This window comes from Clostridioides sp. GD02377, assembly GCF_045899875.1.
GTDB lineage: Bacteria > Bacillota > Clostridia > Peptostreptococcales > Peptostreptococcaceae > Clostridioides > Clostridioides difficile_A.
Genome location: NZ_JBJODA010000005.1, coordinates 179,779 through 197,172 on the forward strand (window position 1 = coordinate 179,779; position 17,394 = coordinate 197,172).

Sequence of the window (17,394 nt, forward strand, 5' to 3'; positions counted from 1 at the left end):
AGAAAATAATCCTAGCCTATATATCCCTGTTTGTATACCTGAAAGATTTAATAATTTAATATTATTTTGCTTCTTCGGTGACTTATAGTCTATTAACCTAAGTCTCTCCAGAGTCCCATCAATTAGCGATATATTTGCCTGAAAGTTTCTCTAAGAATTGGCATTTCTTAAATTGCTTCTTCGGCGCCTTTTTATATAAAGATCTCTCTCGCTAATCTCATTTGGAAATATTTATTTTCATTTTTATTGTATGAATATTTCAATTAAATGTCAACACATTATATTTATTTTTTTTTATGTATTAATTTTTTTGTTAAGTTTTTATTATCAATTATACTACTTTTATAATATTAACTTTTATACATATATGTTATATATTAATGTAAAATAATATATTTATTTAATTTATTACTAGCATGTCATATAAAACACTAAAAGTAAAGTTATATTGTAATTTACTATATTATGTTAAAGATATATTTATACATGCAATAGAATCGTTTGCAAATTTATCTTTGTGAAAAATAAGATTTTATCTTATTGACAAATATCTAAGAACTTATATGTAATTGTAATTTTAAACAACAAAAAAAAGCACTCAATGTGCTTTTATATTTATTAATAAAATATCCTTAGAAATATATTCATATTATATTTGATTTATCAAAAAATAAAAACGGGATAGCCCACTCCGAAAGCCAGCAATCCCAGTTTTTTTCAGCACAACTAAGTACTGTAGAGTGCGGATGAAGGGAGTCGAACCCCCACGCCAATGGCGCTAGATCCTAAGTCTAGTGCGTCTGCCAATTCCGCCACATCCGCTTATCACTCTTTTATTTTACTATATTTCGCTATTATTTTCAATAACTTTTTAAAATTATCTAAAAACTAACAAAAGAATGATAATAAAAGGTTAAATTTATTTATATCTTTATTCTGCAAGTTCTATCTCTGCTTCATCAACTCTCTTACCAATTATTTGAATACCAACAAATACAGCAGCTATAGCTACTGGTAATACTATATATATTGGCAATCCTAATCCAGCTGGTATATATCCAAATACAATAGTGATTACTGCTGTAAATATAGCATATGGCATTTGAGTATTAACATGGTCTATATGATTACAACCAGCTCCCATCGAAGAAAGTATTGTTGTATCTGAAATCGGAGAACAGTGGTCTCCAAATATTGCACCTGTTAAGACTGCACTTGTACTCACTATTACATAAGACATATCAGGATTTAATGAGTAAGCTAGTGGTATTGCTAATGGCATAAGTATACCCATTGTTCCATAAGCTGTTCCAGTAGCAAAAGATATTATTGCTCCTAAACCAAATATTAAACTTGGCAATAAGAATGGAGGTAGTGAACCTGATAATAAGTGTATCAAAAATTTAGCTGTACCTAATTCTTTTATTACTGAACTTAATGACCATGCAAGTATTAATATTACACCAGTTATTACTAAACTTTTCATCCCATCTATCCAAACATCAATTGCTTCTGACACTGTAAAAATCTTCTTAACTACAGCCATTATAATAGCAACTAAACTTGCAACAAGTGCAGATTGGAATAATGCTCTAGATGCATCAGATGCACTAAATGCTTCTTTTATTGCTCCAAAAGAATATGGTGAATTTGTAAATAGTTGTATTAGAGCTTTATCTTCACCACCCATTATAGACGTATATCCACTATAATAGAATGATGCCAAAGCAACTATTATTAATGTTCCTATTGGGATTATAGCATTCCACACACTCAATTTTACTCCATTTTTTGGTGCTAAATCATCTAATTCTTCTACACCTTCATCAAGGTCTGTACTAACTTTTCTACTTCTAGATTTTATTTCTGCTTTTTTCATTGGCCCAAATTCTTTTAATAATAATGCTGATATTACAATAAATGCTAATATTAATATATTATAAAATCTAAATGGTATTGTATTTAAAAATATACCAAATGCATCAACATCTACACTTATACTTTCAAAAGCATCATGTATCAAACCAACTTCAAGACCTATCCATGTAGATATTATAGCTAATCCAGCAACTGGTGCTGCTGTAGCATCTATTATAAAGGCTAATTTTTCTCTTGATATTTTCATTTTATCTGCAACAGGTCTCATCATAGGACCTACTATTAATGAATTTGCATAATCATCAAAGAATACCAAAAGACCTAAAAACCATGTTATAATTTGTGTACCTTTCGCTGATTTCGCTCTTTTGGCAAGTGCCTCAGCTATAGCCTTAGCTCCTCCCATCTTTGCAACAAGATTTATAACCCCTCCAATTGCTAGAACTTGTAGTATTATCCCTGCATTCCACGGGTCTGATAACGATACCAAAGCTCTATCCACTAAGTCTAAAAATGCTTGTATGAATGTAGCAAACACATTTATACCACTAGCTTTAATTATAAAACTCCCAGAAAGAATCCCTATAAGTAAAGAAATTATTACGTTTTTAGTTATAAATGCAAGTATTATAGCAACTAATGGTGGTATTAAAGTTAAGATTCCAAATTTTTCTGCATTAGCTAGTGCGATAGTGTCTATATCTTCCTCTGCAAAAACCATTACTGTTGACATTATAAACATAATTGTCGTCAGAAAAATAATATTAATTTTTTTGTTTCTCATATAAATCTCCCTCTCTTTTTTTAGTTTTGTGAATTATACAGGGTATTTGATAAAACTAAAAAAGCCTTAAGTGCTAAACACTCAAGGCTTGAAAATTACAATACATCAACAATATTAAAATAAATATAATATAATTCCTTAAATGATAGCTCACCACAAATAAACCTGTGACAGTTGTACATATTTTCTATGTACCCCCAGCAATATAATCTTAAAGCATCGATTATAAAACTTCGGCAATATCTCCTTTCCTAATAAATCTTTGTGCTTAACTCATTATTAGTACTGATAGATTATTGCGCCTCTACCCTTCTATTCACTTTTTTAAGTATATTTTGAGTATATATTATTTATTTAAACTTTGCAAGTTAGTTTTTAAAATTCCTTTTTATTTTTTACATAAAATCCCAAACTTTTCTAATTATGTTTAATATACACTTCTATTAATATAAGATTGTCTTCTTTTTTAAATCTTCTAATTTAAAGGACTTTTTACATTATTGTCGAATTATAAAATTAATTGTACTAAGAATAACAAAAAAATTTTATCAATTATATGGAGGAATTACTTTAATGTTACTAATTTACAATGAAAAGACAAACCCTTACTTCAATTTAGCGATGGAAGAATATCTTCTAAAAAATTTTGACGAAGACTTATTTATTTTATGGAGGAATGAACCTTCTATAATTGTTGGAAAAAATCAAAATACACTTTCAGAAATAAATTTAGAATATATAAAAGAAAATTCTATACCTGTTGTTAGGAGACAATCTGGTGGTGGAGCTGTATTTCATGATTTAGGAAATATAAATTTTACATTCATAGCCTGCAATAATAATAGCTTTAGTGATTTCAGAAGATTCACTCAACCAATAATAGACTTACTTAAAACATTAGATGTAAACGCTGAATTTTCTGGAAGAAATGACCTTCTTATAGATGGTAAGAAGTTTTCTGGAAATGCTCAATACAACTACAAAAATAAGGTGATGCATCATGGTACACTGTTATTTTCATCTGAGATAAATGACCTTTCAAAAGCTCTAAAGGTAAAACCTATAAAATTTGAAGGAAAGGGCATAAAGTCTGTAAAATCTCGTGTAACTAATATAAGTGAACATCTACAATCTAAAATGGATATACTAGAATTTAAGGACGCAATAATGAATTATCTCTCTAAAACTAACACTGATAATACTAATTATTATTTAAGTGATTATGACATAGAACAAATAGAAAAACTTATTAAGTCAAAATATGAAACTTGGGATTGGAACTTTGGTAATTCACCAAAATATACCCTTTCAAATGAGTTAAAATATTCTGGTGGAAACGTTGAGTTTAATCTAAATGTTGATAAGGGAATAATAACTACTATAAAATTTTTTGGAGACTTTTTTGGAAAACATGATGTTTCATTTGTGGAAGATAAACTTGCTGGAACGAAACATGAAGAGAATGCTTTAAGGAATGTTTTAGATTCCATTGAAATAAATGATTATTTCTTAGGAGCTGACACTGATATTCTAATTTCTGGAATCTTAGGTGTTAAATAGAAATATTAAAAATTTTAAAATATTTATAAAATTATGTTTACATATGTAAAAAATCATGATAATATTTATAACATAATTAAAAATTGATACTTCTTATCCAGAGTGGTGAAGGGACTGGCCCTATGAAACCCAGCAACCAGTATATTTTTATATACATTGGTGCTAAATCCTGCAGTATTATACTGAAAGATGAGTCTAAATTAGCTTTTAAAGCCTGAGTTTAAACTCAGGCTTATTTTATTTTGCAGTGTGATAAAAGAGGGTATTTTATTTTTAACTAATCAATCATATTCAGGAGGGAATTTATATGAAATTCAAAAAATTATTAAGTTTATTATTATGTCTAGTTTTTACTTTATCTATAGTTGGATGTTCTAAAGGTAACGATGATAAAAAAATTGTTGTTGGCGCTACTTTAGTACCAGGTGGAGAATTATTAGAAGAATTAAAACCACTTATCGAAGAAAAAGGTTATACTTTGGAGGTTAAAAATTTTGATGACTATATACTTCCAAACGAAGCTTTAAATAACGGAGAAATTGATGCAAATCTATTCCAACATGAACCTTATCTAAAAGAAGCTGTTAAAGCTAAAGGATATAAAATAATGGCTGGAAAAAAACTATATGTATGCCCAGCAATCCTTTACTCTTACAAGATAAAATCTATTGATGAATTTAAAAAAGGAGATACAATCGCAATAAGTAACAACCCATCTTCTTGTTCTAAAGACCTTAGATACCTTGAAAGTATCGGACTTTTAACTTTACCTAAAGGTGATGGATTAGTTAGTCCTAAAGATATAATAGAAAATCCAAAAGGCATACAATTTAAAGAATTGGATATTGCTCAGATTCCATCTTCTCTTCCAGATGTAACTGCTGCATTTATAGATACTACATACGCAGTACCTGCTGGCCTTGATGCTAAGAAAAATGGACTTTATACAGCACCTATAAATGATGAGTATGCAAATCTTTTGGCATTTAGAACTGAAGATAAAGATAGTGAAAAAATTAAAGTTCTACAAGATGTTCTTACATCAGATAAAGCAAGAAGTATAATTGAAGAGAAATATAAAGGCATTGTAATTCCTGTTTTCTAGTATATTTAGTATAATTTTAATATTATTATTCTAATCTTGTTGAATATTGACTTGTTAAGTGCTACCATTTAAGTAAATCTATGTTTATGGAGGAAAATTACTATGGCTATAGAATTAAAAAAGGGGCAAAAAATAAACCTTACAAAAAAAGAAAATAGTGATTTAGGTGAAATCTTAGTTAATTTAAATTGGAATCAAAAAATACAAAAAAAAGGTTTTTTTGGCTCTCTAAAAAGCAGTAATATAGATTTAGATTTAGGTTGCTTGTTTGAAATGAAAAATGGTGTAAAAGGTGCTGTACAGGCGTTAGGTAATTCTTTTGGTAGTTTAGAACATCCGCCTTTTGCTCAATTAGATGGAGATGACCGAACAGGTAGCAATACACAAGGAGAAAACATAAGAATAAATGGTAATAAAATAAAAGAAATAAAAAGAATACTTATTTATGCTTTTATCTATGAAGGTGTAGCTAATTGGTCTGAGGCTGATGGAATTGTAACAATCAAACAGAAACAGGACTCAGATTTAGTTGTTAAACTTGATGAATATAAAAATGGCTATAATATGTGTTCAATAGCCTTGATAGAAAATGTAAATGATGAGACATTCAGTGTTGAAAAAGTAATTAAATACTTTAAAGGTCATAGAGAAATGGACAATGAGTTCCATTGGGGCTTAAAATGGGTTGCAGGAAGAAAATAAGTGTATTTATAAGGGACTACAAGTAAATTTACTTACAGTCCCTTTTTTCATTAAGTATTTACTTGATAACTATTATAAACACATTCTTTATCCAGTAGTTCCTCAAATTCTAACATGGGCATTGGTTTATAAAATACATATCCTTGAACTAAATCACATCCAATCTCCTTTAGAAACTCAACTTGCTCCTTATATTCAATACCTTCAGCAACAGTTGTAATATTCAATTCTTTTAGCATATGTATAATATTTTTTATTACTGTTCTTTCTTTTTCTTTGTCTAAACTAGCATTAAAAAACATAGAATCAAGCTTCAAAACATCAAATGGTAAATCTTTTAAGACACCTAAAGATGAGTAACCTTTTCCAAAGTCATCTAGAGAACAAGTAAATCCATTTTCATGTAAATCATGTATAATTTCCAAAAAGTGTTCTTGATTCTCAAAAGCAACACTCTCAGTAAATTCAATTTCTATAGTATTTTGGGGTATATTATATTTCTTTTGTATATTTGAGTAAGTTTCCACAAATTTAGTATTATAGAACTGTATTCTAGAAACATTAACTGATATCTGAACAAATGGTTTATTTTCATCTAATCTCTTTCTAATCCATATACAGACTTCTTCAAAAACATACTTATCCACTAAACCAATAAAAAAATCCTTTTCCAATATTGGAATAAATACTGCAGGAGATATAATCCCTTTATCTGGAGTCATCCAACGTACTAAAGCTTCTGCACAATCTATTTTTTGATTATGTAAATTAACTTTAGGTTGAAAATAAACTATAAATTCTTTATTTTCAATAGCTTCATGTATTCTACTTCTGATTGTATTTTCTTCAATCATTTTTTTACGAATATTTTCATTATAAAAAGCATAATTAGTCCCTGGTTTATTTTTAACAGTTTTTTGTGCAAAGTTTGCCCGATTTATTAAATCATCTATGTTTAGTTTTTCAATCACATCTTCAATACAACAAATTCCACTGACAATAGTAATACTATATTTGTTTTTAATTTCATTTGTAATATTAATTAGTTTATCATCTACAACTCTTTGCCTTATTACTAAATCTGACTTATCTACATAACATCTTAAAGCAATAAATCTATCTGCAATTTCTCTTGCGAATATCTCATATTTTCCAATATCATTCATCATAAGATTAGCATATCTTTTCAGTATCATATCTCCATAATCATATCCAAATATATCATTAACGTATTTAAAATTTTCAAAATCAATATAGAATATAGCAAATTTCTTATCTTTATATTTGTGAATATTTTGATTTGCATCTATCTTAAACTTTTCTATAGTATTTGCTCCTGTTAGCTCATCTTTATATGCAATGTTTTTTAAATCTACATTTAGTTTTTCCAAACTAATTAATTTTCTATTATATTGTATAATCAATATAATCCATGCTAACATACCTATAATAGATATAATGATTATTAAAGTCATTAGATAATCACTTTTTTCTTTAGAGAAATTTTCTATCTCAAACACGGTACTATTTGCAAGATTAAAAAATTCTTCACTTATATCTAATAAATGATTATTCTCTTCATTCATCCTTACTTTTTCTATTTCAGTGTTTAAATCTTTCCACTTTTTTTCTAGTAAAAATAAGTACTCATTATATTTTTTGCAATCAGCATCTACCAAACCGTACTTTCCATCCCCTGTAATCAATTCATGTAAAATCCCATCAATATAATCTATCAACTCATCATTGGGTTTATTGTTCATTTCTAATTTGCTTAAACGCTGACTAGCTCCCCGAACAATGCCAACATAATTAATAAGTTTTCCATAGTCCCCAATATTATGAATCAATTTAATCGAAATGGAACTTATAGAAATTAATAAAATAAATAATACTAAGATAGTTACCTTCAAAACTCTCTTCATAAAATACCCCTATCCTCTATGTTGTTTTTCATGTGTATAATCATTTTTCAAATAAGATGCATGAAATTCCAATAAAAACTTATATGCAATTAAGATATAGAAATTTTTATTTTACATAGTTTATTTTTAGCATTATATCTATTTACAAAAACGTTTTTTATATAGAAATTCTTATTTTCAAATATAGTTATCTTACTTTTAGTTGTAAAACATAGCTTAAAACTATATAATTGCGACAACATACATCTATATAGTTCAATTATATTTAAAAATTATTCTTTTTGTCCAGTATAACTTTGTATTTTATTATATTTTGAATAGATTTATATTGTAATTAAGATTATTATTTAAATCATAAAAAATCAGCCACTTAAAGTGGCTGATTAAATAAGTAATAAATAAAACATGTTTATTGTAAATAATAGATTTACTTATTAACTGCTTGTGATGCATCATCTATCATTTTATTTAAAGAAGTTAGACATCCATCATTCACATACCATGTTGGTGAATCCAGATAGATTATATTATCATTTTTATATGCATCCATAGATTTTATTATATCATTATTTAAAACAGACTTTGCTGTTGAACCCTCTTTTACATCACTACCTGTAGCTATTCCTCTATCTATAACAAACATAACTTCTGGATTTTGTTTAGCTATATACTCAAAAGTAATATTTTGACCATGACTTGATTCTTTTATATTTTTATCTTTATTTTCAAATCCAAAACTATTGTATAATATACTAAATCTTGATTCTTCACCAAATACACTTAAATTACCTTCATTTACCATTAGGGTTAAAGCATTTAAGTTTTTTTCTTTTACTTTTTTATTTAAAGTCTCTATCTTCTTTTCAATTTTACTAAATTCTTGATTAGCTTTTTCTTCCACTCCAAATATTTTTCCTATTTTATCTATATTATTTTTAACAGAATCCAAATACTTCTTATCATCTTTACTTGTACTTATTGTTGGTGCTATTTTCGATAATTGCTCATAAAAATCTTCTTGTCTTCCATTTATTATAATTAAATCTGGATTTGCTGATTTTATACCTTCTAAGTCTGGTTCTTTCAATCCTCCTAAATCTGCATATTTTTCATCTTTATATTTTTCTAAAGATGTTGGCAAACTTGATTTTGGAAGTCCTACTAAGCTCTCTCCTACTCCTAACGTATCCATTGTATCTAGAGCTGAATAATCAAATACTACTACCTTCTTAGGATTTAGCTTTACATCTGTTTCTCCCAAACTATGAGTTATCTTTACAGTATCATTTGAATTATCTGATGTCTTAGATTCATTTTTTTTGCCTCCACCTAATGCAAATACTGTCACCAATACTACTATTACCACTGTGGCTACTATTGCTACTTTTTTATTCATGCTGATATCTCCCTCTTTCTTATTGATGTCTATTTTAATTTAAATTTTTATAAAATTCGTTTGTTTTTATATAATACTTTGAATTTTATAGATGATTCGTTAAAAATAAATACAAATTCGATTTCCATTTATATTTTTAATATTGAAATTCATCTCATAAATATCTTCTAAAACTTTTTCATTGACTATCTCATCTGTACGACCTACCTTCTCTATTTTTCCATTTTTTAATGCAACTATATTATCTGAATAGCATGATGCGAAGTTTATATCATGCATTACTAACACTATAGTCTTATCTAGGTCATCACAAAGGTCTCTAAGCACTTTCATCATCTGAACTGAATGATTCATATCTAAATTATTAAGTGGTTCATCAAGCAATATATACTCTGTATCTTGGGCTATTACCATTGCTATATAGGCTCTTTGTCTCTGACCTCCACTCAACTCATCTAGATATTTATGTTGTATATCAGTCAATTTCATATATTCTATCGCTTCGTCAATATACTTCTCATCCTCTTTAGTTAGATTTCCTTCACTATACGGAAATCTTCCAAACCCAACCAATTCCCTTATTGTGAGCCTTAAGGTTATATTATTAGATTGTTTAAGAATAGCTATTTTTTTAGCTAATTCCTTGTTAGTGTAGCTAGCTAAGTTTTTTCCTTCTATTATTACTTCGCCACTATCACCACCTATAAGCCTTGTTACTATTGATAATACAGTACTTTTCCCAGCTCCATTTGGTCCTATAAAAGAAGTTATCTTTCCTTTCTCTATATTAAAAGAAACATCTTCTACAACATTTTTGTTCTTATATTTTTTAAATATATTTCTTATTTCTATCACTTATTTGCCCCCTTTAACAATAACTGAATAAAGTAAATTCCTCCTATGAAATTTATTACTACACTCAAAGTAGTATCAAATTTAAATACATGTTGTATAAAAAATTGACCAATTATTAATGTAATCATGCCTATTAGCATAGAACCAAAAATTAAATATGTATGCTTATACGTTTTAAAAACTTCTCTAGATATATTAGCAAGTAAAAGCCCTAAAAATGTCATTGGACCAATAAGTGCTGTTGATATTGAAACTAAAATTGCTATTACTATTATCATTTTTTTAACTACTTTATCAAAATCTACACCTAAATTAATTGATTGCTCTCTACCCAATGATAATACATCTAAATACTTTATTTCGTCATATATAAAAGGTATCATGCCAATAATTATTATAAATGCTATTAAAAGTACATTAGTATTTATATTATTTAAACTGGCCATTATACTAGTTTGTAAAGCTAGAAATTCATTTGGGTCTATCATTACTTGAATAAAGGTTGTTGCACTTTTAAATAATGTTCCAAATATCATACCTACTAGGATTAAAAAGAAAATATTATTTTTATTTTTTTCAAATAATGTCTTATATAATAACATTGATGCTCCAATCATAACAGCAACATTTACAATAAAATTATAATTTTCATTAATAATCAAACTGCTAGTTGAACCAAATATAAATACTATTATAGTTTGAATCATTACATATAATGAATCCAATCCTAATACGCTTGGTGTTAGTATTTGATTGTTTGTAATTGTTTGAAACACTACAGTAGTAAATGCTATACACCCTCCACCTAATATCATAGCAAGTATTTTTGGTATTCTTTGTGATAGTGCATAATCTATATTATTCATATCTATTCCATAAATTGTAAAAATCACTATTGATATTAATAGTAATATACTAATGAAATAAATTTTCTTATTAAGACTAAGCTTCATTTACATTCCTCCTTAGTATCAAATAAAGGAATAGTATACTTCCTATGACTCCAACTGTAAGTCCTATAGATATTTCATATGGATAAATAATTATCCTTCCAAAAATATCGCATATAAGCACAAATATAGCTCCAAATAAACCAGTATACCATATGTTTGCTCTTATATTATCACCCATATATAAGGACACAATGTTTGGAACTATTAGACCTATAAAAGGTATATTACCAGCTGTAACGACTACACATACTGTGACAAGGGCCACTATTACCAAACCTATATTAACAACCTTTTTGTAGCTCAACCCTAAGTTTGTTGCAAAATCTATGCCCATGCCAACAACAGTAAATTTATTTGCATAGACATATGCTAATATTATAAGAGGTATTGTGATGTATAATATCTCATAATTTCCTTTAAGTATCATAGAAAAGTCACCTTGCATCCAAGAACTTATATTTTGACTCAAATCGTATTTATATGCAATAAAATCTGTCATAGAACCTATTATATTTCCAAACATTATACCTACTAATGGTACGAAAATTATATTTTTAAATTGTAATCTGCTTATTATTTTCATAAACATAAAAGTCCCTATAAGAGAAAATACAAATGCTATTATGGTCTTTGTAAGAATGGACGCAGTTGGTATTAAAAGCATACAAATTACTATACCAAATTGAGCTGCATCTATTGTAGCCCCTGTTGTAGGTGATACAAATTTATTTTTACTTATCTGTTGCATTATAAGACCTGCTATACTCATCCCTACACCTGCAATCAATATACTTATCAATCTTGGTATCCTACTCATAACAAATACCATAAGTTTATGTTGATTTTTTGCAAATAGATGCATTATATTTATATCTTCAGCTCCTATAAATAAAGAAAAATAAGACAAAATTATTATTCCTATGACTAAATACCTTTTTTTCATTCTCCCTCCTTAAAAACTTTTCTTTTTTTAAAATGATAATTATTATCATTTTTTACTTTTACAGTTTATCAATAATAATTATCATTGTCAATAGATATATATTTTTTTTTGTTTTACATATAAAAAATGTTACTAGAATTGAAACTTCTAGTAACATTAAAATTCAATTTAATAAAATAAATTATAAATGCTAATTTAAATATGTATATGTTACATTAAATATAATAAATATCTTATACGTTTAAGCTATTCATTATATTATTTTAATATATCTTTAAAGAGTCTATAAAAATTACCACTAGAAATTAAATCTATATCTCTTTTTTTATAACCTCTATTTTCAAGTTCTACTATTATATTATGTGCTGTATGTGTACTCTCAAGACCATCTACACTTGGAATACTGGCATTTTCAGTAAAAGAACCTATAGTTTCTGTCCCCAAGTAGTCACTAAAGTCAAACCCAAAAGATACATGTTCTATACCTATAAGATTTACCATATAGTCTATATGGTCAACTAAGTGCATCAAATCTTGTTTTTTGGGATTACTATTAGTAAATCCTCTAAAACTATTTATTCCTACTAATCCACCTGTCTTTGAAATTTCTTTTAATTGAGCATCTGTAAGATTTCTTTTAGCATCACATAGATTTCTTGCGTTGGAATGAGAAGCTATTACTGGCTTACTTACAATAGACATCAAATCCCAAAATGACTTGTCATTCAGATGTGATACATCCACAATCATGCCCAATTCTTCCATCTTATTTACTGCTTTTTTCCCTATATCAGTTAGACCTCTGTTCTTATCTCCTAAACATCCTGTAGCAAGTTCATTTTGCTCATTCCAAGTTAACGATGCATGTCTTGCTCCAACTTCCTTGTAAAAATAATCTATTAAATCTATATTTTTTCCAATATGACTTAATCCTTCTATTCCAATTAAAATATTTATTTTATTTTCACTTATACCTTTACTTATATCAGAATATTTTTTTACTATATTTACAATATCTTTCATATCTTCAATTTCATCTTTTATGGAATTTACAATTTGTTTAACTCTTTTTTCAGGTTCCTTATCATATGGAGGGTCTATCCATATTACAAAAATAGCTCCTTCTATATTTGCCCTTTTAAAATTATCAAGATGAATTCTTCTAAATACATCTTTCTCCCCGTTAAGTCTTCTTATTGTTACATCTGCCCAAGTATCTGAATGTCCATCGAAAATCATAACAACCTCCAGTTAAATAAAAATCTTTATCAAAATAAACTTTTTAGTTCACGAAAAACTATATTAAATTAAAATTATATTAAAATATTTCCCACTAAAAGGCCAAAATAATTACCAACTATGTATCCAAATGTTCCAACTATAAGTATTGGTCCTACTAGTTTAGACCAGCCTTTTGATATTGCCATAGCTGCTGCTGTTGTAGGTCCACCAATATTTGCATTAGATGCAAGAATGGCTTCTTCTAAACTAAATTTAAATATTTTGGCAACTATAAATGTAACTAACATATTTATTAGTACCATTATTCCACAGTATAAAAGTAGTAGTGGTGATTTTTGAATTATTAATGTTATAGAAGCAGGAACACCTACTACTACAAAGAAAATATAAATCAAAAATGTACCTATCTCTTGTGCTCCTTTTATATCACTAAAGAATTTAGGCATAAAGGTAGCAAATAACATAGTCAAAGTAGTTATTATTAAATATTGATTACCGAATAGAGTATTTAACATTGCTAAAAAAGGATTTGATGTTGGTATTATAGCTTTGAACCAAGTTGATAACTCTACAGATACTGCAACAATTATAAAGGCACTACCAATAGCTATTGCTATATCTTTTAAAGATATTTCTTTTCTTCCCCAATAGTTTGCTGCTATTGTTTCTCCTTCAGTTACATCAGTACGTTCCATCTCATCTACATGTGGATGTTTAAAATGTTTTCTAAAAAATCCAATGGATGGGATAGCTATTAAAACAAAGAAATATAAAGCCATTAAAAGATTATCTGCTACAACTGTTGCTGATACTAATTCTCCAGGTGCATTAAATGCTCCTGACATGGCTGCGAAGTTTACATTTCCACCTATATAAGAACCCGTCATCATAGCTGCAACAATATTTAAATCTGGTACTGCATTTTTTAATAGTAAAAATCCAACCATAGCTCCAAGAACAGTTCCTACAGAGCCTACAAGAAATATTACAAGTAATCTTCCACTTTCTTTCCATATCTTTTTAATGTTACATTGATATAACAGTAAAGCTATAGCTAAAGGAACAACATATCCCCATACCTGGTCATACACAACAGACTCTACTGGTATGATATTTAGATTTGATAGTAACATGGCTCCTACAAGAGCTATTATTGCCCCTGATATTTTCGATGCCCAGTTGTACTTTTGTTCCAGATAAATACTAAATGCTGCCCATCCAGTTATGACTGCCCATAGTACCCAAATATTATCAGGACTTACAAAACTCTTCATCTTACCTACCTCCTATTTCATTAAATTAAAATATTCAAATCAATATTCAATATATTGAATATTAGTTTTATTATAATCCATCTTTTCAGAAAATTCAATATAACATGGAAAATACATGAATAATAAAACTTTTTTATTTTATTACTCTTTAGAAATTATATGTTATAATCATGTCTAAGGGGGTTTGTATCTAATGAATATAGATGTCGGAAGTAAAATTAGAGCTCTTAGAAAATCTAAAAATATCAGTATCTCTACTTTAGCAAAGAACTCGGATTTAAGTACGGGTTTAATAAGTCAAATTGAGCGAAATATGGTTGTTCCATCAATTGTAGCAATGTGGAAAATATCAAAAGCTCTTGATATAAATATAGGTTATTTTTTTGATGAGATTGGAAAAGAAGACTCTGATATAGTAGTAAAGAAAAACAATAGAAAAAAAATAGTAACTAATGATTCTACAAAATTTTATGAACTTCTTGTTCCTAATTTATCTGGTAAGAAAATAGAATTTTTACTTGTTACGCTAGATGGTCATACAAAAAAAAGTAGTGAATTTGTAACACATGAAGGGGAAGAATGTGGTTATATAATAAAAGGAAAAATGAAGATAATACTTGGAAATAAGGAATATGTACTAGAAGAAGGAGATAGTTTTTATTTTAATAGTACTATTCCACATGTATATGAAAATTATGATGATGATGTATGTATCTCAGTTTGGGCAATGACTCCACCTTCATTTTAATATATTGAACTCTTACTTGAATATAAATTAATAAAAATCTGAAATAAATTAGTATGACAAATTTTATTCTAATTTATTTCAGATTTTTTTAGTTTATTAATTATATATATTTATTATTATATATTAAGCAGACAACTTTCATCTAAAATATTAGATAGTATCTCTTCTGTTCCACTCATTCCATTAAAAGTACTCGATATAAATGAACTTTCTGTTTCATTTTTATTTATATCACCATGCTTTAATACATATGCTTTATTTGAAATATTGAGCATACCATAATCCATAACAGAATCTCCTATTGCATAAAAAGACTCTATTTTTAATTCCTTAGTCAAATACTTTATAGCATTTTCTTTTGAGATTTCTTTTGGTATAAAATAGATTTTTCTGCCACTAACATAGAATTTCCAATTTTTTGATTCCAATATATCTAGATACTCCCTGATTGAATCCAAATTAAATTTTGCAAAATCAACAACTATATAAAAAAATGTATCTTCTGCAACTTTAAAGTTGGTTATTCCTTCTACATTCAGATAATCTTTAAATTTTACAATCATACTTTCAATGGGTTCATAGTTAGACTTTAATTTATCTATTTCTTTACTCCACGATTTTAATATTTCATTATTTTTAAGTATAATTGCTCCATTTGAAGTTATACTAAATGGAAAGTGAATCCCATATTGATTAAATTCTATACGCTTAAATTGCTCTACTGTTCTAGTAGTTGTAGGTATAAACATACCATAATATTGTATTTGCTTTATTAAATTTATAGTATCTAAAGATATATAAGATATTTCTTTTTCTCTATAAATTTCTATATTAGTATATTTCTTATCAGTGTCTAAAAATTTATCAGAGTAAATAATACTCCTGTCTAAGTCTGAAAAAACAATCATTCAGTATTCTCCTGTCTAATATATTTTCTAAATATCTTTCATATTTTTTATTATTCCACAACATTTATATGCTTTTAAGTCCATTTGTTCAACTTCAACATTTTTCTCTTTAGCTAATATAAATATGTGCTCTAAAGATTTATCATTTAAGTCTTTAACTAGAATCTTATATGGAACTCTTCTAAGTAAAACTCTTGTTGTTTCTCCAACACCTGGTTTGATAAAATTAATGTCTGTTATGTTGTACTTTTCCTTTATATTTAAAACATCAAAATACCCATCTTTTGTTATAATATCACTTTCCCATTTATTAACTTCATCAGATATGTTCTTAAATTGATTTTTAAAACATGCTTCTATAGTTTCTATATAATTTATAGATTCGTCTTTATCTTTTAAATGTTTATAGAACTTAGCTCCATGAAAATCATCTTTACCAATTAAATCATCTCTTAATACAGTTCTACTTATTAATCCAGAAACAGTTGAATTTAAACATGCACTTGGTATTAAGAAATCTTCTCTAATTCCATAAAGACCTGAATATCCAGCAGGGTCAGCCAATACAGCAAGGGTTGAGTCAAAAGTTTTTTTAAATTTACTATTAAGCTCATCACATGCCTTTTCAAGTTCTTTTGATATAGTTCCTTTTCCAGTCCAACCATCTAAAAATTGAATCTCTGAATTTGGATGATTCTTTACTATATATTCAACTGCATTCATATCTATTCCTTTATCTCTTATTATAGAGATTGTATAATGAGGTAAATTTAGATTATACTTGTTTTTCAGATATCTCTTTGCCAGAATTCCAATAGGTGTACCTGCTCTAGCAAGTGAAACTAAAACCACATCATTCCCATTTTTTTTAATTATTTTTTCACACATAACCCCTATTGAAAATGCAAGCTTATCTTTATTTTGCTCTAGTTTATCATGATATAAATTCAGATAATCTTTACTAACTTCATACTCTATTGGTATCATTTCTGAATAATGACTACCACTTTGTATTTTTAATTCTCTCTCTTTATTTCCTTCTTCTTTAATTAAATTTGATATATCTTTTAATAAAAAGATAACATCATCCTTAGAATACGTGCTAAAATCTGCCATATGAT

The 17,394-nt window shown here is 27.4% G+C and carries 14 protein-coding genes, 1 tRNA gene and 3 riboswitches; of the genes, 4 read left to right on the forward strand and 11 right to left on the reverse strand.

Annotated features, from left to right (window positions below; genetic code table 11):
* Nucleotides 1–116: 116 nt before the first annotated feature.
* Nucleotides 117–221, reverse strand: a riboswitch (glycine riboswitch).
* Nucleotides 222–741: 520 nt separating this feature from the next.
* Together Q3304_RS06070 and Q3304_RS06075 are read right to left on the reverse strand one after the other, a co-directional pair.
* Nucleotides 742–822 (reverse strand) — tRNA-Leu (locus Q3304_RS06070).
* Between the two features lie 109 nt (nucleotides 823–931).
* Nucleotides 932–2,662, reverse strand: coding sequence for a Na+/H+ antiporter NhaC family protein (locus Q3304_RS06075; protein ID WP_407814652.1), 1,731 nt, complete (start codon nucleotides 2,660–2,662; stop codon nucleotides 932–934).
* A 138-nt stretch (nucleotides 2,663–2,800) separates the two neighbouring features.
* Nucleotides 2,801–2,977: riboswitch (Lysine riboswitch) on the reverse strand.
* Between the two features lie 258 nt (nucleotides 2,978–3,235).
* Between Q3304_RS06075 and Q3304_RS06080 the strand changes: the two genes are divergently transcribed.
* The 3 genes from Q3304_RS06080 to Q3304_RS06090 all read left to right on the forward strand — a co-directional run bounded on the left by Q3304_RS06080 (nucleotide 3,236) and on the right by Q3304_RS06090 (nucleotide 6,029).
* Nucleotides 3,236–4,222: a lipoate--protein ligase gene (locus Q3304_RS06080; RefSeq protein ID WP_407814651.1), complete on the forward strand. Its 987-nt coding sequence runs from the start codon at nucleotides 3,236–3,238 to the stop codon at nucleotides 4,220–4,222.
* 90 nt (nucleotides 4,223–4,312) lie between these two features.
* A riboswitch (SAM riboswitch) is annotated at nucleotides 4,313–4,418 on the forward strand.
* Nucleotides 4,419–4,529: 111 nt separating this feature from the next.
* The gene (locus tag Q3304_RS06085) at nucleotides 4,530–5,327 is read left to right on the forward strand and encodes a MetQ/NlpA family ABC transporter substrate-binding protein (protein ID WP_054270133.1); all 798 of its coding nucleotides are present in this window, start codon (nucleotides 4,530–4,532) and stop codon (nucleotides 5,325–5,327) included.
* A gap of 102 nt (nucleotides 5,328–5,429) precedes the next feature.
* A complete protein-coding gene (locus Q3304_RS06090; RefSeq protein WP_407814650.1) occupies nucleotides 5,430–6,029 on the forward strand; it encodes a TerD family protein in 600 nt (199 codons plus the stop codon).
* A gap of 50 nt (nucleotides 6,030–6,079) precedes the next feature.
* Here the strand turns inward: Q3304_RS06090 and Q3304_RS06095 are convergent, their stop codons facing one another.
* The 7 genes from Q3304_RS06095 to Q3304_RS06125 all read right to left on the reverse strand — a co-directional run bounded on the left by Q3304_RS06095 (nucleotide 6,080) and on the right by Q3304_RS06125 (nucleotide 14,617).
* Nucleotides 6,080–7,954, reverse strand: a complete 1,875-nt coding sequence (locus Q3304_RS06095) for a putative bifunctional diguanylate cyclase/phosphodiesterase (protein ID WP_407814649.1) — start codon at nucleotides 7,952–7,954, stop codon at nucleotides 6,080–6,082.
* Between the two features lie 427 nt (nucleotides 7,955–8,381).
* The gene (locus Q3304_RS06100; protein ID WP_407814648.1) at nucleotides 8,382–9,350 is read right to left on the reverse strand and encodes a siderophore ABC transporter substrate-binding protein; all 969 of its coding nucleotides are present in this window, start codon (nucleotides 9,348–9,350) and stop codon (nucleotides 8,382–8,384) included.
* Nucleotides 9,351–9,449: 99 nt separating this feature from the next.
* Nucleotides 9,450–10,205, reverse strand: coding sequence for an ABC transporter ATP-binding protein (locus Q3304_RS06105; protein WP_054270129.1), 756 nt, complete (start codon nucleotides 10,203–10,205; stop codon nucleotides 9,450–9,452).
* Nucleotides 10,202–11,158, reverse strand: coding sequence for an iron chelate uptake ABC transporter family permease subunit (locus Q3304_RS06110; RefSeq protein ID WP_407814647.1), 957 nt, complete (start codon nucleotides 11,156–11,158; stop codon nucleotides 10,202–10,204). The genes Q3304_RS06105 and Q3304_RS06110 overlap by 4 nt, the downstream gene beginning before the upstream one ends.
* A complete protein-coding gene (locus Q3304_RS06115) occupies nucleotides 11,148–12,101 on the reverse strand; it encodes an ABC transporter permease (RefSeq protein ID WP_407814646.1) in 954 nt (317 codons plus the stop codon). Before Q3304_RS06115 ends, Q3304_RS06110 begins: the two co-directional genes overlap by 11 nt.
* A 258-nt stretch (nucleotides 12,102–12,359) precedes the next feature.
* On the reverse strand, nucleotides 12,360–13,340 hold the full coding sequence (locus tag Q3304_RS06120) for a dipeptidase (protein ID WP_407814645.1): 981 nt from the start codon (nucleotides 13,338–13,340) through the stop codon (nucleotides 12,360–12,362).
* 74 nt (nucleotides 13,341–13,414) lie between these two features.
* On the reverse strand, nucleotides 13,415–14,617 hold the full coding sequence (locus tag Q3304_RS06125) for a DUF819 domain-containing protein (RefSeq protein ID WP_054270125.1): 1,203 nt from the start codon (nucleotides 14,615–14,617) through the stop codon (nucleotides 13,415–13,417).
* Between the two features lie 193 nt (nucleotides 14,618–14,810).
* On the opposite strand from Q3304_RS06125, the gene Q3304_RS06130 reads away from it, so the two are divergent.
* Nucleotides 14,811–15,365: a cupin domain-containing protein gene (locus Q3304_RS06130; RefSeq protein ID WP_161803435.1), complete on the forward strand. Its 555-nt coding sequence runs from the start codon at nucleotides 14,811–14,813 to the stop codon at nucleotides 15,363–15,365.
* 116 nt (nucleotides 15,366–15,481) lie between these two features.
* Here the strand turns inward: Q3304_RS06130 and Q3304_RS06135 are convergent, their stop codons facing one another.
* Both Q3304_RS06135 and Q3304_RS06140 read right to left on the reverse strand, forming a co-directional pair.
* The gene (locus Q3304_RS06135; RefSeq protein WP_407814644.1) at nucleotides 15,482–16,273 is read right to left on the reverse strand and encodes an HAD family hydrolase; all 792 of its coding nucleotides are present in this window, start codon (nucleotides 16,271–16,273) and stop codon (nucleotides 15,482–15,484) included.
* A 27-nt stretch (nucleotides 16,274–16,300) separates the two neighbouring features.
* Complete coding sequence (locus Q3304_RS06140) at nucleotides 16,301–17,389, reverse strand: cysteine protease StiP family protein (RefSeq protein ID WP_407814643.1); 1,089 nt, start codon at nucleotides 17,387–17,389, stop codon at nucleotides 16,301–16,303.
* Between the last annotated feature and the right edge of the window lie 5 nt (nucleotides 17,390–17,394).

Bases quoted from the DNA above. Each gene is read 5' to 3' on its own strand.
- Q3304_RS06095 (WP_407814649.1), bottom strand. From the start codon at position 7,954: ATGAAGAGAGTTTTGAAGGTAACTATCTTAGTATTATTTATTTTATTA.
- Q3304_RS06090 (WP_407814650.1), top strand. From the start codon at position 5,430: ATGGCTATAGAATTAAAAAAGGGGCAAAAAATAAACCTTACAAAAAAA.
- Q3304_RS06085 (WP_054270133.1), top strand. From the start codon at position 4,530: ATGAAATTCAAAAAATTATTAAGTTTATTATTATGTCTAGTTTTTACT.
- Q3304_RS06075 (WP_407814652.1), bottom strand. From the start codon at position 2,662: ATGAGAAACAAAAAAATTAATATTATTTTTCTGACGACAATTATGTTT.
- Q3304_RS06115 (WP_407814646.1), bottom strand. From the start codon at position 12,101: ATGAAAAAAAGGTATTTAGTCATAGGAATAATAATTTTGTCTTATTTT.
- Q3304_RS06120 (WP_407814645.1), bottom strand. From the start codon at position 13,340: ATGATTTTCGATGGACATTCAGATACTTGGGCAGATGTAACAATAAGA.
- Q3304_RS06135 (WP_407814644.1), bottom strand. From the start codon at position 16,273: ATGATTGTTTTTTCAGACTTAGACAGGAGTATTATTTACTCTGATAAA.
- Q3304_RS06080 (WP_407814651.1), top strand. From the start codon at position 3,236: ATGTTACTAATTTACAATGAAAAGACAAACCCTTACTTCAATTTAGCG.
- Q3304_RS06130 (WP_161803435.1), top strand. From the start codon at position 14,811: ATGAATATAGATGTCGGAAGTAAAATTAGAGCTCTTAGAAAATCTAAA.
- Q3304_RS06140 (WP_407814643.1), bottom strand. From the start codon at position 17,389: ATGGCAGATTTTAGCACGTATTCTAAGGATGATGTTATCTTTTTATTA.
- Q3304_RS06125 (WP_054270125.1), bottom strand. From the start codon at position 14,617: ATGAAGAGTTTTGTAAGTCCTGATAATATTTGGGTACTATGGGCAGTC.
- Q3304_RS06110 (WP_407814647.1), bottom strand. From the start codon at position 11,158: ATGAAGCTTAGTCTTAATAAGAAAATTTATTTCATTAGTATATTACTA.
- Q3304_RS06100 (WP_407814648.1), bottom strand. From the start codon at position 9,350: ATGAATAAAAAAGTAGCAATAGTAGCCACAGTGGTAATAGTAGTATTG.